Source organism: Halorientalis marina (assembly GCF_023028345.1).
GTDB lineage: Archaea > Halobacteriota > Halobacteria > Halobacteriales > Haloarculaceae > Halorientalis > Halorientalis marina.
In genome coordinates, this window is sequence record NZ_CP095487.1 from 2,232,226 (window position 1) to 2,245,322 (window position 13,097).

At 67.1% G+C, this 13,097-nt stretch carries 14 protein-coding genes; 12 read left to right on the forward strand and 2 right to left on the reverse strand.

Annotated features, from left to right (window positions below; all coding sequences use genetic code 11):
* Positions 1 to 66 precede the first annotated feature (66 nt).
* The 7 genes from cofD to asd all read left to right on the forward strand — a co-directional run bounded on the left by cofD (position 67) and on the right by asd (position 5,206).
* Positions 67 to 1,059, forward strand: coding sequence for a 2-phospho-L-lactate transferase (gene cofD / locus MUG96_RS11335; protein ID WP_246982775.1), 993 nt, complete (start codon positions 67 to 69; stop codon positions 1,057 to 1,059).
* Positions 1,056 to 1,817, forward strand: a complete 762-nt coding sequence (locus MUG96_RS11340) for a tRNA-dihydrouridine synthase (protein WP_246982777.1) — start codon at positions 1,056 to 1,058, stop codon at positions 1,815 to 1,817. Before cofD ends, MUG96_RS11340 begins: the two co-directional genes overlap by 4 nt.
* On the forward strand, positions 1,814 to 2,743 hold the full coding sequence (locus tag MUG96_RS11345) for a triphosphoribosyl-dephospho-CoA synthase (RefSeq protein ID WP_505465471.1): 930 nt from the start codon (positions 1,814 to 1,816) through the stop codon (positions 2,741 to 2,743). The genes MUG96_RS11340 and MUG96_RS11345 overlap by 4 nt, the downstream gene beginning before the upstream one ends.
* Complete coding sequence (locus MUG96_RS11350) at positions 2,740 to 3,168, forward strand: hypothetical protein (RefSeq protein ID WP_246982779.1); 429 nt, start codon at positions 2,740 to 2,742, stop codon at positions 3,166 to 3,168. Before MUG96_RS11345 ends, MUG96_RS11350 begins: the two co-directional genes overlap by 4 nt.
* Positions 3,161 to 3,742: a DUF447 domain-containing protein gene (locus MUG96_RS11355; protein ID WP_246982788.1), complete on the forward strand. Its 582-nt coding sequence runs from the start codon at positions 3,161 to 3,163 to the stop codon at positions 3,740 to 3,742. Before MUG96_RS11350 ends, MUG96_RS11355 begins: the two co-directional genes overlap by 8 nt.
* A gap of 96 nt (positions 3,743 to 3,838) precedes the next feature.
* On the forward strand, positions 3,839 to 4,030 hold the full coding sequence (locus MUG96_RS11360; protein ID WP_246982790.1) for a 30S ribosomal protein S17e: 192 nt from the start codon (positions 3,839 to 3,841) through the stop codon (positions 4,028 to 4,030).
* Between the two features lie 138 nt (positions 4,031 to 4,168).
* Positions 4,169 to 5,206, forward strand: a complete 1,038-nt coding sequence (gene asd, locus MUG96_RS11365; RefSeq protein WP_246982792.1) for an aspartate-semialdehyde dehydrogenase — start codon at positions 4,169 to 4,171, stop codon at positions 5,204 to 5,206.
* A 36-nt stretch (positions 5,207 to 5,242) separates the two neighbouring features.
* Here the strand turns inward: asd and MUG96_RS11370 are convergent, their stop codons facing one another.
* Entirely contained in the window at positions 5,243 to 7,096 is a 1,854-nt protein-coding gene (locus MUG96_RS11370; protein WP_246982794.1) for a bacteriohemerythrin, read from the reverse strand.
* A 162-nt stretch (positions 7,097 to 7,258) separates the two neighbouring features.
* On the opposite strand from MUG96_RS11370, the gene MUG96_RS11375 reads away from it, so the two are divergent.
* Positions 7,259 to 7,693: a pyridoxamine 5'-phosphate oxidase family protein gene (locus tag MUG96_RS11375; protein ID WP_246982796.1), complete on the forward strand. Its 435-nt coding sequence runs from the start codon at positions 7,259 to 7,261 to the stop codon at positions 7,691 to 7,693.
* A gap of 66 nt (positions 7,694 to 7,759) precedes the next feature.
* On the forward strand, positions 7,760 to 8,128 hold the full coding sequence (locus MUG96_RS11380) for a VOC family protein (RefSeq protein ID WP_246982797.1): 369 nt from the start codon (positions 7,760 to 7,762) through the stop codon (positions 8,126 to 8,128).
* Here the strand turns inward: MUG96_RS11380 and MUG96_RS11385 are convergent.
* Positions 8,125 to 9,078 (reverse strand): D-2-hydroxyacid dehydrogenase, encoded by a 954-nt coding sequence (locus tag MUG96_RS11385; RefSeq protein ID WP_246982801.1) that lies wholly within the window; start codon positions 9,076 to 9,078, stop codon positions 8,125 to 8,127. The genes MUG96_RS11380 and MUG96_RS11385 overlap by 4 nt on opposite strands.
* A gap of 321 nt (positions 9,079 to 9,399) precedes the next feature.
* On the opposite strand from MUG96_RS11385, the gene MUG96_RS11390 reads away from it, so the two are divergent.
* The 3 genes from MUG96_RS11390 (at position 9,400) to MUG96_RS11400 (ending at position 13,092) form a co-directional block, all read left to right on the forward strand.
* Positions 9,400 to 9,990 carry a response regulator gene (locus MUG96_RS11390; protein ID WP_246982804.1) on the forward strand — a complete coding sequence of 197 codons (591 nt, stop codon included), beginning with the start codon at positions 9,400 to 9,402 and terminating at the stop codon, positions 9,988 to 9,990.
* Positions 9,991 to 10,111: 121 nt separating this feature from the next.
* Positions 10,112 to 11,476, forward strand: coding sequence for an NAD(P)/FAD-dependent oxidoreductase (locus MUG96_RS11395; RefSeq protein WP_246982805.1), 1,365 nt, complete (start codon positions 10,112 to 10,114; stop codon positions 11,474 to 11,476).
* A gap of 1,322 nt (positions 11,477 to 12,798) precedes the next feature.
* Positions 12,799 to 13,092, forward strand: coding sequence for a type II toxin-antitoxin system death-on-curing family toxin (locus MUG96_RS11400; RefSeq protein ID WP_246982806.1), 294 nt, complete (start codon positions 12,799 to 12,801; stop codon positions 13,090 to 13,092).
* Positions 13,093 to 13,097 lie beyond the last annotated feature (5 nt).

A 13,097-nucleotide genomic window follows, 5' to 3' on the forward strand; every position in this document is an offset into this window, starting at 1 on the left:
GGTGAGTGGGGCAACAGCAGTCGCCGCTGGCGAAAGGGTTTAGCCCCGCGCTCCCCGGTCCCCGATATGGTGACGTTGCTCTCCGGCGGGACGGGCACGCCGAAACTCCTCCGGGGAGCCGACGCCGTCTTCCCGCCCGCCGAGACCACGGTCGTCGCGAACACGGGCGACGACGTGGAACTCGGCGGCCACCTCGTCTGCCCCGACCTGGACACCGTGCTCTTTCTCGGCGGCGACGTCCTCGATCTCGACACCTGGTGGGGCATCGCCGACGACCCGACGACGACCCACGACGAACTGCGGGCCCTCGCCGACGACGCCGGGTTGGCGAGCGGGCCGCGCTATCTCCCCGACGAGCGACAGACCGCCGGCCGCGACATCGCGGACTGGCGGCGCTTCTCCGGGGTCGCCGAGTTCATGCTCATCGGCGACCGCGACCGCGCGGTCCACATCACGCGAACGAGTCTCCTCGACGAGGGCGCTACGCTGACCGAGGTCACCCGGACCCTCGCCGACGCGTTCGACCTCCCCTGGGACCTGCTGCCCATGAGCGACGACCCCGTGGCGAGCATCGTCCACACGCCCGACGGTCCGATGCACTTCCAGGAGTTCTGGGTCGCGAACGACGGCGAGCCGGCGGTCGAGGACGTGGAGTTCCGCGGCGCCTCGACGGCGACGGCGACCGACGCCGTCCTGACCGCGCTGTCCGAGCCGGTCGTGATCGGTCCCTCAAATCCCGTCACGAGCATCGGACCGCTGATTGCCGTCGAGGGTATCGAGCCGGCCCTCCGGGAGACGCCGGTGGTCGCAGTCTCCCCGTTCGTCGAGGACGAGGTGTTCTCGGGGCCGGCAGCGAAACTCATGGACGCCGTGGGCTACGACCCGTCGACGGCCGGCGTCGCCGAAGCGTACCCCTTCGCCGACGCGTTCGTCCTCGACGACGCCGACGGGACCGACCTCGACCGGCCCGTCGTCAGAACCGACACGACGCTGGATACACCCGACGACGCCGAGCGAGTCGCGCGGGCCGTCGAGGAGGCGCTGGAGGTGGTGGCGTGAGCGGCGTCGACTTCCGGCCGCGGGTCGCGCTCGCGAGCCTGAGCGGGGAGGCGGACGCCGCGTGGGCCGAGCAGGGGGCCGAGTACGCCGGCGCGGCGTTCCTCGGCGGGATCGCGCTGGACGAACCCACGAGAGAAGCCGCCCGGTCGATGGTCGACCGGGACCGCGAGGAGTTCCTCCCCGACGACCCCGTGGCGTTCGTCGACGACCAGCTCGCGGCCGTGTCGGACCTGCCGCTCCGGGCGGGCTTCAACGTCCGGACGACGACGCTCGACCCGCTCCGGCGCGTCGCGCGAGTCTGTCGCGACCGCGGAGCCGTCCTCGAAATCAACGCCCACTGCCGCCAGGACGAGATGTGTGCGGCCGGGGCCGGAGAGTCGCTCCTGCGGGCCGGCGAGCGACTGGCCGAGCAGGTCCGGGCGGCCGCCGCGACGGGCGCGACGGTGAGCGTGAAGCTCCGCACGGAGGTCGACGGCGTGGACCTGCCGGCGCTTTCGGGACGGCTCGACGCGGCGGGCGCGGACGTCCTCCACGTCGACGCGATGGACTCGGAAGCGACGGTCAACGGCGTCGTCGAGGCGGCCCCCGGCGCGTTCGTGATCGCGAACAACGGCGTCCGCGACGCGGCGACCGTCCGGGAGTACCTGGAGTACGGCGCCGATGCGGTCAGCGTCGGCCGCCCGAGCGACGACCCCGCGGTCCTCGAACGGGTGCGCGAGGCGACCGACGCCTGGTTCGGGACGGTGGTCGAGTCGTGAGCGACGGGACGGACGCGGAGGATGACGGGGCCACACGGGACGCGACCGGCGTCCGCCCGCCGCCGGAACGAAGCCTCGCTCGGGACGGACAGCTGGCGCTCCTGCTCGAAGTCACGGGGACGCCGAAGCCGGGGAACGTCGACCGGGCGCACGACCACGACGACCTCCGCTTCGAGCACTTCGTGACCGGAGCGGTCGGCGCGCTCCCCGGTCTCCGGCTGGCGGCCGGGAGCGACGGTGAGCGCGACGGTGACGACCGGGCGAACGTCGGAAACGCGTTCGAGCGTGCCGTCGCCGGGATGAGCCAGCAGGCGGGCGGTAACACGCAGTTCGGGGCCTTGCTCGCCGTGGTCCCGCTGGTCCGGGCCGCAGCCGACGGCGACCTCTCACCCGCGGGCGTGGAGGCAGTCGCGACGGCGACGACGGTCGAGGACGCCGCGGACTTCTACCGCGCGTTCGAGCACGTCGACGTGGCGGTCGAGGACCCGCCCGACGGGATGGAGCCGCTGGACGTGCGCCGCGGTGCGGCGGCCGTCCCCGCCCTCCGCGAGCGTGGGTTGACGCTGTTCGACGTGATGGAGCGAAGCGCTGACAGGGACGGGCTGGCCCGCGAGTGGGTCGGCGGGTTCGAACGCTCGTTCCACGCCGCCGACCGCCTGCGCGACACGGAGGGCCCGGTTCCCGACCGCGCGGCGCGAGTATTTCTCGAACTGCTGGCCGACGAGCCGGACACGTTCGTCGCCGTCAATCACGGGGAGGCGACGGCCGAGCGCGTGACCGCACAGGCGGCGGACGCGCTCGACGGCGAGCGGGACCCGTGGGCGCTCGCGGACGAGCTCGTCGCCGAAGGAGTCAATCCCGGCACGACGGCGGACCTCGTGGCTGCCGGGCTGTTCGTCGCGCTCCGGCGGGGACTAGAGCTGTGAGCGACGACGACCGCCTGCCGGTGTGGCAGGAAGGCGGCGCGCTCGCGGTGGGCGCCGGCGTCGCCGTCGCGGTGCTCGGCTACGGTGCCGTGGCGCTGGCGACGGGAATCGAGTCTTCGGCGACCCTCTCGACCCTCCTCCGCCCGGGCGCGCTCGGCCTCTATCCCGGCGTGGCGCTCGCCGGCTGGCTCGACGGGGGATCGCTCCGCCGTGCCGCCGACACCGGATTCCGCGTCGGCTTCGTCGCCACCGCCATCGCGCAGGGGGCGCTCTTTGTCACCGCCGACGCGCCGCTGAACTTCCTCCTGCTCGGGTTGATGGGGACCGCGCTGCTGTACGCGCTCCCCGCGACGCTGGTCGGGGCCGCCGGGGCCGGGCTCCGGCACCGGCTCGAACGGGACCCCGAGGTGGAGGTCGATGTCTGACTGGCCCGTTTCCCTCCGGGGCGTCACCGAATCCGTCGTGACGACCCTGGGGCCGAACGACCGCTGGAACGTCGCTGCGCTCGGTTTGCACGCGCCCGACACGGAGGAACAGGCCGTCACCGCCACCACCTGGGGCCGGACCCGGACGTGGCGGAACTTCGGCGAGCGCGGCGAGGGGTACGTCCAGTTCACCGTCGACGCCCTGGACTTCGCCGAGGCGGCGCTGACGGTCCGTGAGGAGGCCGACCCCGTCCTCGACAGCGCCGACGCCTGGGCGCGGGTCACGGTCGACCGCCGAGAGGAGGGCGAGGACGGTGGCACACAGTGGGTCGAGTGGGGCCTGGAACCGGTCGAGACCGCCGTCGAGCACGAGTGCGTGCCGACCACGAACCGGGGCTACTACGCCGTCGTCGAGGCAACCGTCGCGGCCTCGCGGCTGGACGTCGACGCCTACGACCGCGAGGCACTGCTGGGCCGCCTGCGGTACTTCGCGGAGGTGGTCGAGCGCTGTGGCGGCGAGCGCGAGCGGGCCGCGTTCGAGGTCGTGCGCGACGCGGTCGACGCCGAGGTCTGACGGTGCCGAGGCGACGACCCGTCGCGAGTCCGCAGTCAACCTCGGTCCCTGCCTTTCGAACCCTTTTTCAGTGACTGCCATGCATATAGGGACAACATGGCGATCAAACCGGCCTACGTGAAGAAGACGGGCAAGATACTGCTGGAGCGATACCCGGACGCGTTCGGACACGACTTCGAGCACAACAAGGACGTCGTCACCGAACTGACCGACATCGAGTCCAAGGGCGTCCGCAACCGCATCGCGGGCTACATCACCCGCAAGAAAGGCGCCGCCCAGCCAGCGTAATCTCTCTTCTCCCGTCGCACTCCACCCCGTCGAGCGACGGCGTTCGTCGACACCCGACGAACCGACGGACCGCCGCCGGGTAGACAGCAGGCATATCCAAACTGTTTTGCACGGCGCCACACCTATCGGGAGGTACCTATGACAGTACGTGTCGGCGTTCTCGGCGCGACAGGCGCCGTCGGACAGCGACTCATTCAGCTGATCGACCCACACCCCGACTTCGAGCTGGCTACCGTCACCGCGAGTTCGGACTCGGAGGGAAAGAGCTACCGCGAGGCCGCTAAGTGGCGCGTCGAGAGCCCCATTCCGGCCGACGTGGCCGAGATGACTGTCCACGAGACCGACCCCGAGGACGTGCCCTCGGACGTGGACCTCCTCTTTTCCTCGCTGCCCTCCTCGGTCGGCGAGGCCGTCGAACCGGCGTTCGTGGAAGCCGGATACGTCGTGTCCTCGAACTCCTCGAACTTCCGCACCGACGACGATATCCCGCTGACCATCCCCGAGGTCAACGCCGACCACCTCGGCCTCATCGAGGTCCAGCGCGACGAGCGCGGCTGGGACGGCGCCCTCGTCAAGAACCCGAACTGCTCGACCATCACGATGGTCCCGCCGCTGGCCGCGCTGAACGACGAGTTCGGCCTGACCGACGTGCGCGTCTCGACGCTCCAGGCCGTCTCCGGCGCCGGCTACTCCGGCGTCACCTCGATGGAGATCATCGACAACGCCATCCCGCACATCGGCGGCGAGGAGCAGAAGATGGAGACCGAGAGTCAGAAACTGCTCGGCGAGTTCGACGGCGCCGAGGTCCAGTGGCACGACGCCGACGTTGCTGCCTCCTGCAACCGCATTCCGACCCTCGACGGCCACCTGGAGAACGTCTGGACCGACACCGAGGCGGACGTGACTCCGGAAGCCGCCGCCGAGGCAATGGGCGAGTACCCGAGTCTCGACCTCCACTCGTCGCCCGACCAGCTCATCAAGGTCTTCGAGGAACCCGACCGACCACAGCCACGGATGGACCGGATGGCCGAAAACGGGATGCAGGTCTCGGCCGGCGGCCTCCGAGAGACCACCGACGGCGTCCAGTTCAACTGTCTCGCCCACAACACCCTGCGGGGCGCGGCCGGCGCATCGCTTCTGAACGGGGAACTCCTGCTCGAAGAAGGGTACCTCTGAAACGGGCCCGCGACTACCGCTGTTGCTCGCCGCGTCTTACTCGTCCGTCTCGCGTCGGAGGTACCCGTCCGCGTCGAACCGGCCCGAATCGCCGGTCAGGAGCCAGTCGTCGCGGAGCGCGTACGCCGTTGCCCCCTCGTCGAGGTACCCCTCCATGACGCTTGGCCCTTGCATCACGACGTCACCGTCCTCGGAGACGGCGAGCTCGGTGCCCGCCACCGGCCGCCCGACGGCGCCGGGTTCGTACGCCGTGGCGGGGTTCAGTGTCGCGACGCCGGCGGCCTCGATGGGGCCGTGGAGTTCGGTGACCGGGACGCCGAAGCCGCGGAAGAAGTACACCAGGTGGTCGTCGAGGCGACCGGCACCGGAGAGGGCGTAGTCGAGCGAATCCAGCCCGAACTGCTCGCGGAGCGGGCCGAACACGAGCCGCTTCGCCGCGCGGTACTTCAGCGGCGTGCCGCTCCCGTCGACGATGCCTCGTCCGTACGCGGTGACGCGACCGGCGAGCTTCCGCTTCATCCACCCGAGATCGCCGATCCGGTCCTGGAGGGTGCCGTAGAGTTCCTGATACAGTTTGGGCGTGCCGACCAGCACGTCGGGTTCGACCACGGCCAGGTTCCGGGGGAAGTTCCCGGTGTCCATGTAGGCGACGGCGCTGCCCGACGCCCAGAGGTAGTAGGTCAACACGCGCTGGTAGACGTGCGAGAGCGGCAGGAAGCAGGTCCCGGTCCGCCCCGCGCCGAGCGGCAGTTCCTCGCCGAGGGTGGCGACCGCAGCCAGGAGGTTCCGGTGAGTGAGCGTACAGCCCGGGTGGTCGTCGGTCCGGCCGGCGTCGAAGACGATCGTCGCCACGTCGTCGGGAGCGGCCTCGAACCCGGGGAGCGTTCGCGGCTCCTGGGTCGGGAGGCTCTCGATCTGAACGACCGTTTCGGCGGCCTCCTCGATTTCGACGGCCGTCCCGACCTCCGAGACGAGACCGTCGACGGCTGCATCCTCGATGATCTCGACGATACGCTCGTCCGAGAGCGACGGGTAGATCGGCACGGAGACGAAGCCCGCGAGGTGACAGGCGAGGTCGACGACCGACCACTCGTAGTTCGAGGCGGCGACGATAGCGACGCGGTCACCGGGCTTGAACGCGTCCGCGAGCAGGCCGCCCGCGACGTCGCGAGCCCGGTCGTAGAGGTCCGCGAACGTCCGTGCCGCGTACTGTCCCTCTACCTCGACGAGTGCGGCCGTCCGGTCGCCGTGTGTCTCGGCGACTCCCTCGAACCAGGACGCCATCGACTCGTCGGGAACGACGAGGTCGCCTCCGTCGACGGTCTCGCTCGCGACGGTGAGCGAGTACTCCGCCGGGGTCGACTCCGACTGGTCGGGTGCCCGTTCGGTGACGCTGTCCCCGCCCTCGTTGCGGTAGCTCTTCAGCTGGCCCGGGTTGTACTCGTAGTCCTCGACTTCCTCCAGGTAGTAGTCGCTGTAGTTCTGGTCCACGTCGCTGGCAGCGATGTGGGAGTCCAGCCAGTCCCTGACGAACGTCAGGACTTCCATCGTGATGTACTCGCCGTTCTCGTGTTTCTCGCGGAGTTCGCTCACGCGCTCGGCGAACTCCTCGTGGGCTTCGCGGTGGTTGTAGAAACAGTCAGCACAGTCCATCGCGTAGCCGCAGTCCTGCATGAACTCCTCCTCGTCGCCGAAGTGATAGTCCGTGTACCGTTCGAGTTCGCGAAGGATGTCGCCGACTTTCTCCTCGGAGTGTCCCTCGTTCATCGCCGTGTGGAGGTCGTTCAGCAGCCCGAACAGCCGCTTGTGTTGTTCGTCGAAGCGGTCGATGTCGACACTGTACCGGTCGTCGTCCCACTCCGCAAATATATCCTGGGCGGACTGACCCATATACGTAGTTCGGCGAGTCCGTCTATAAGAGGGTGATCGCGTTCCCAGCTACTGAAAACGACCAGCGATGCTCGTTGGATTTATGCGTGACGGTCCCGGGTTCGGTGCTCCCGCGCCGGCCCAACGTAACTATCTTGTTCTGCAACGCGATAGCTCGGACCAATGAGGCAACTCACTGACGACGAGGTCGTCGACCTCCTCCTGAGCAACGGCACCGGAGTCCTGGCTGTCAACGACTGGAACGGCCAAACTCCGCACCCGTTTCCGGTGGCGTACGGCTACCAGGACGAGCAGGACCTGTTCGTGGTGCAACTCGAGGGCGACGACACGAGTCACAAGAAACGGTGTCTCCAGCGGGACCGCAACGTCGCGTTCACCGTCTACGAGGAGACGGAGCCGGGCGAGCTGTGGCGAAGCGCGATCGTCAAAGGAGAGCTCGTCGACATCGACTACGGGGACGCCGAGCCGGCGCTCGCGGTGCTCGCACAGAACACCACGTCGGCCCCCAATCCGGTTCGATGGGGTGACTCCTCGACGGTCACGCCCTTCGAACTCGACATCGACGAGTGGAGCGGGCGGGCGTTCGACATCGAGTAGCGGACGTCGGAGGACACCGGCCGCAGTAACAACTCCTTTATTCGTGTCCGTGGACACTCTATTGCGATGGACATCCTGCACACCTGCATGAACGTCTCGGACGCGGACGAACTCGCGGACTGGTACGTCGAGCAACTGGGCTTCGAGCGCTCCTGGGAGTTCACGAGCGGCGACACGCGCAACGTCTACGTCGCCGACGAGTCAGGCGTCGAAATCCAGCTCTCGGACACCGACGGCGACGACGAGTTCGACATGGGCGACGGCTGGGACCACCTCGCCCTCGGCGTCGAGAGCGTCGACGAGACGTTCGAGGAAATCGACCACCACGGCGTCGTCCAGGAACCGGGCGACCAGCCCGAAGCCGGCGCGCGAACGGCCTTCGTCAAGGACCCGGACGGCCACGTCGTGGAACTCATCGAGCCGTTGGACGACTAGCCGACCAGATTCCGCAGGTCGTCGTCGCCGGCGACCAGTTTCTCGACGTTCTCGGCGACGATGTCGGCCAGGCGCTCGTGGTACTCCGGCGTGAAGCCAGCGTTGTGCGGCGTGATCATGACGTTCTCGAAGGTCCACAGCGGGTGGTCCTCGGGGAGCGGTTCGGGATCGGTCACGTCGAGGGCTGCGCCGCGAATACGAGCGCCACGGAGGGCCGCGACGAGCGCGTCGGTGTCGACGACTTCGCCGCGGGCGACGTTGACGACGACGGCCTCGGGCGGGAGGATACCGAGCGCCGTCTCGTCGACGAGGCCGCGGGTGGTATCGGTGAGCGGGCAGGTGAGCAGGAGGTAGTCGCTCCGGGCCAGCGCCTCGTCGAAGTCGTCGTAGCCGAGGACCTTGTCGGTCGGCCCACCCTTCGCCGGCGAGTGGCGGACGCCGATGGTGTCCACGTCGAACCCGTCGAGCCTGGTGGCGATGGCCTCGCCGATCGCACCCAGTCCGACCACCGTGACGGTGCTGCCGGCGAGGTCGAACGTCGGATAGGAGCGCCACTCGCGGCGGTGTTTCCGTCGCCATCCCTCCTGCAGGCGGCGGGCGAACGCGAGCGTGAACCCGATTGCCTGCTCGGCGACGTTCGGGCCGTGGACGCCGGAGGCCGTGGTGACCGCCACGTCGCGGTCCGCGAGCGCGTCCATCGGGAGGTGGTCGTAGCCGGCGTACGCACAGGCGAACAGACGGAGGCTCTCGGCGTGGTCGAGCAGTTCCGGGTCGACGTCGGCCCCGGTCAGGACTGTGGCCTGCTCGGCGAGCGAGCGCTCGCGTGCCGGCGTTCGCGCCACGCGCACGTCGTGGTCGGGCACTCGTTCGCGGAGCGCGGCCGCGTAGGACTCCGGCGCGAGCCCGTGGAACTTCTGCCCGAGGACGACGATGTCGACGGACGCCGTCACGCCCACCCCTCCGTCGGAACGGTGTGACCCTGTCGCATATCCTACTCCGCGGCGCCCGGTGTCAAAAGGCTGCCGTCCCATACGATACCAGACAAATAAGCTGAAGGGGAGGTGCCCGTCCACGCCGATGCCGGCACAACCTGCACCAGGAGGTCGGTGGCAGAGCAATATGGCCGAGCCACAGCAGAATAGTGCAGTTCGATTATGATACGGTTTCAGTGACGTAATTGCAGTGTCGGTGAACCGAATAAAAGGTGGCGAACGGTCGGGAACGGTGGTGTCGGTTGAAGGGGATCCTATCTGAAGGAGTGGACAGCACAGATGCGGGGGGAACCCACGATCCTGATCGTCGAGGACGAAGAGAATTGTCGGGAGATGTACAAGAACTGGCTCGCCGGTGAGTACCGGGTCCGGACGGCCGGGTGTGGTCGGGAGGCGCTACGGGAACTCGACCCCGCCGTCGACGTGGTGCTGCTGGACCGGCGGATGAGGGGCCTGTCCGGGGCGCGGACGGCCGCGGCGATCCGTCGCCGTGTCTCGGACTGTCACGTCGTGATGGTCACTGCCGTCGAGCCGGGGACGGACATCGTCGGCATGGACATCGACGACTACGTCAGCAAGCCGATCCGGGGGCCGCGTCTGCGGGCCGTGGTGGAGCGGATGCTCGCCAGGACGGCGTTCCACGAGGAGATGGAGGAACTGTTCGCGCTGGCGTCGATCAAGGCGACCCTGGAGACCGAGCGCCATCCCGGTGCCCTCACGGACGATCCGGAGTACACGGAGCTCTGTCGCCAACTGGACGAGACCAGAGCGCGCGTCTCCGCCGCCCACGCGACCGCCGATATGGACTGGGGCGAGGCCTTCGAGACCTGTGGAACGGACGGGGGCACGAACTCGTTTGGACTCGCGTAGTCCGGGGACACACCGAACCCGCGTTCCGCCCTCGTAGAGCGCCTCGCGTGACCGAGTCGACCGGGTAGATTCGTGGCCTTCGAAGGGGAGGAATTTAATCCCCGACGGCGCAGGTACGGGTATGGAACAGGTGGACGTGGCAATCGTCGGCGGTGGCCCCGCCGGAGCCGCGGCGGCCCGGGAGGCGGCCGCGCAGGGCGCCGACACCGTCGTCTTCGAGAAGGGCGTTCCGCGTGCCGACCGCGAGGGGCTCGGCCCGGATTCGACCGACGCAGCGGGGATGCTCGACTACTGGGTCGACATCATGGACTTCCGACCCAACGAGATTCCCGACGACGTGATCCTCTCGCCGCTCGAGGGTGCGACGTTCTACGGTCCCGACGAGTCGGTCACCATCAGGAGTACCGGCCTGCCGTCGTCGTACCCGGACTTCGGCTTCGCTTTCCACCGGGCGCGGTTCGACGACTGGCTCCACGAGCGCGCCGCGGACGCCGGCGCGGAGTTCCGTATCGGCGTCTCCGTCAAGTCCGTCACGACCGACATGACCGGCGGCCACACCCACGAGGTCGAACTCGCCGACGGCGAGAACGTCACGGCTCGCTACTGCATTCTCGCGGACGGCCCACAGCGGACGGTCACGACGGGCGCGCTCGACCAGTTCATGCCGACCGGCGACTCGGTCGGTGAGTACCTCGGACCGAACACGGCGAACCACATCGCGTACCAGGAACACCGGCGGGTCCCCGAGGAACTGCTCGACGACGGCCTCCTGAAGTTCTGGTGGGGCGTGATGCCCGGCCACACGGCCTATCCGTGGGTCTTCCCGAACGACGACAACGTCGCGCGGATCGGCCTGACGATGCCCATCGGTCTCGACCTCGCCGACATCGAGGAGCGTGCCGAGTACGCACTCCTCGACCCCACCGACGAGCAGATTCCGTCGGGTGCGACCTACATCCGCCGACTGCTCGAACGCGAGTACCCCGAGTACGACGTGGACGAGGACTTCCCGCTCGTCGAAGACCGCGGGAAGAGCCATGGCACCGAGGCGTATCCCATCTCCTCGACCCGGCCGGTCGAGTCCCCCACCGAGGCCGGCATCGCCGTCGTCGGCGGCGCGATGGGGGCGACCTCCGCGTTCCACGAAGGGGGCGACCACGTCGCCGTCCGCACGGGGAAAATCGCCGGCGAACTGGCCGGCAAGGGCCGACTGACCGAGTACAACGGCGCCTGGCAGCGTGCCATCGGCGACGAGGTCCGTCGGAACGTCTCACTCGCGGACATGGTTCGAGACTGGCATCCCGACGACTGGAACCGCACGTTCGGCGCCGTCAGCAGCATGATGGACGACGGCCGCTACCGCCCGACGAAGGCCGTCACCGCGGGCGCGACCGGCCTGCGACTCCTCGCGGAGTACTACGGACGGAAGCTGTTCCTGCGAGGCGGCCGCTACTGCCAGTTGCGAGAGTCCGACTACACGCTCTGAGCGAGACGCGTGGCGGACGCCGCGACACGCTTTTCTCCGGCGGTCCGTTACTCCCCGTTGCGTGCCTTCAGTCCCCGCCCGAGCGGTCCCGATAGGGTGCGATGACAGCGCGGAGAACCCGGGCACGCGACACTGCTGACCGGTCCGCTCAGCGGACCCGTTCGACGGTTCCTGGCGGAACCGTCCACCCGGCACGAGGGTTTCCCGGCTGACAGGGCACACCGCCCCGGATGATGTCGGTCGTTAGTGTTCCGGGTGCACATTTCCAGAAGTTACACATATCATTCTCAAATAATCCATAACGACCGCGTTCCCTTGTGTGGCGTGTTCAAAATTCATCACGTTTGGATTGCTGAATAGAGGGCACATATCGGTCATCAACTCGGCACACGATTTCACTGACTCGAATCAGTCGGTATAGTGTCTGAGATGGGTATTAAAACTCTTTGAGCTTTCCTTGTTGTTATCACCGGCCAGTGAAAATCCAGTAGTGATGTCTGCCATGCCAGAATCAAAAAAAAACTCCTGGGTAGCGTTTTGTTTATTGTCGGATTGAGTATTATTCTTGCACAGATTGGTACCTTTCCCGGGATGCTGTTCGGTGGCTGTACTGATGTCGGTGTCCCAGAGGGAGAGGGGCAGGGAGTCGGCATTATCGGGGTACAGAATTCGAACCTTCTGTATACACCCGATGGAGCGAATGAGTGTAGTATTCCGCTTCCGGCAATCCTCATTCCAATTGGACTCACCGCTGTCGGGAGTGGATTGATTCTGTCCACGAGTGACGGCCCCACTTCTATCTCGGGATGACGCTATTGGCCCCGATAATTCTCGCCTGATTAATACGCACACTGAGAAGTTGACCCAGCAGCAGTTATCCGGAAGAAACGACGGTGCTCTGCTGGACTCATGCTCTATATCTATCACTGCTCGCAAAATGTATCACCAGCTACATAATCTGGTTGTGCGGTCAAATCAGTCACAGTTCCCCCGAATTCGTCAGGTTAAGCCATAAATGAGTGTCTTCCCATCTATCTGAATCAGATCCTCGGCCGGAGTGTTTCCAGGTGCACATTTCAGCCCCACGATAGAAACTACTACCACAGTTCGGAGTGGGTAGCTACACGAATGGCGGACCAGTTCTGGTATCCAGCGGTCGAGGACATGCTCGCGATTCACGAGGATATCGTCTCGGAGTATCCCGATACAAGTGCTGGCATCAGGAATCGCGGGGATGTCGAATTCGCGCTCGACTACGTACAGGAGGGGGAATTCGGATCGGTCTCGGAGACGATCCACGAGAAGGCGTTCCACTGCTCCGGTTGCTCGTTGCCAACCACCCGTTCGTCGACGGGAACAAACGGACCGCTCTTAACACCGTCTCCGTGTTCTACCTTCTCAACGGCTACCGATTCGAGTACGACAACGAAATCAGATCGATTCTCAAGCGCTTCGCCACGGGCGAGGAGACTGTCGACGAGGAGCAGACGCCTGATTACCTCAGAACGCACACAACCGAGATTGATCTGGCGGACGCAATTTCGGAGTGGCGAGCGGATCTTGTCCAGCACGGCCTCGACCAGCTATCGGACGAATCCTCGGACCCGAACGATTAACCAAC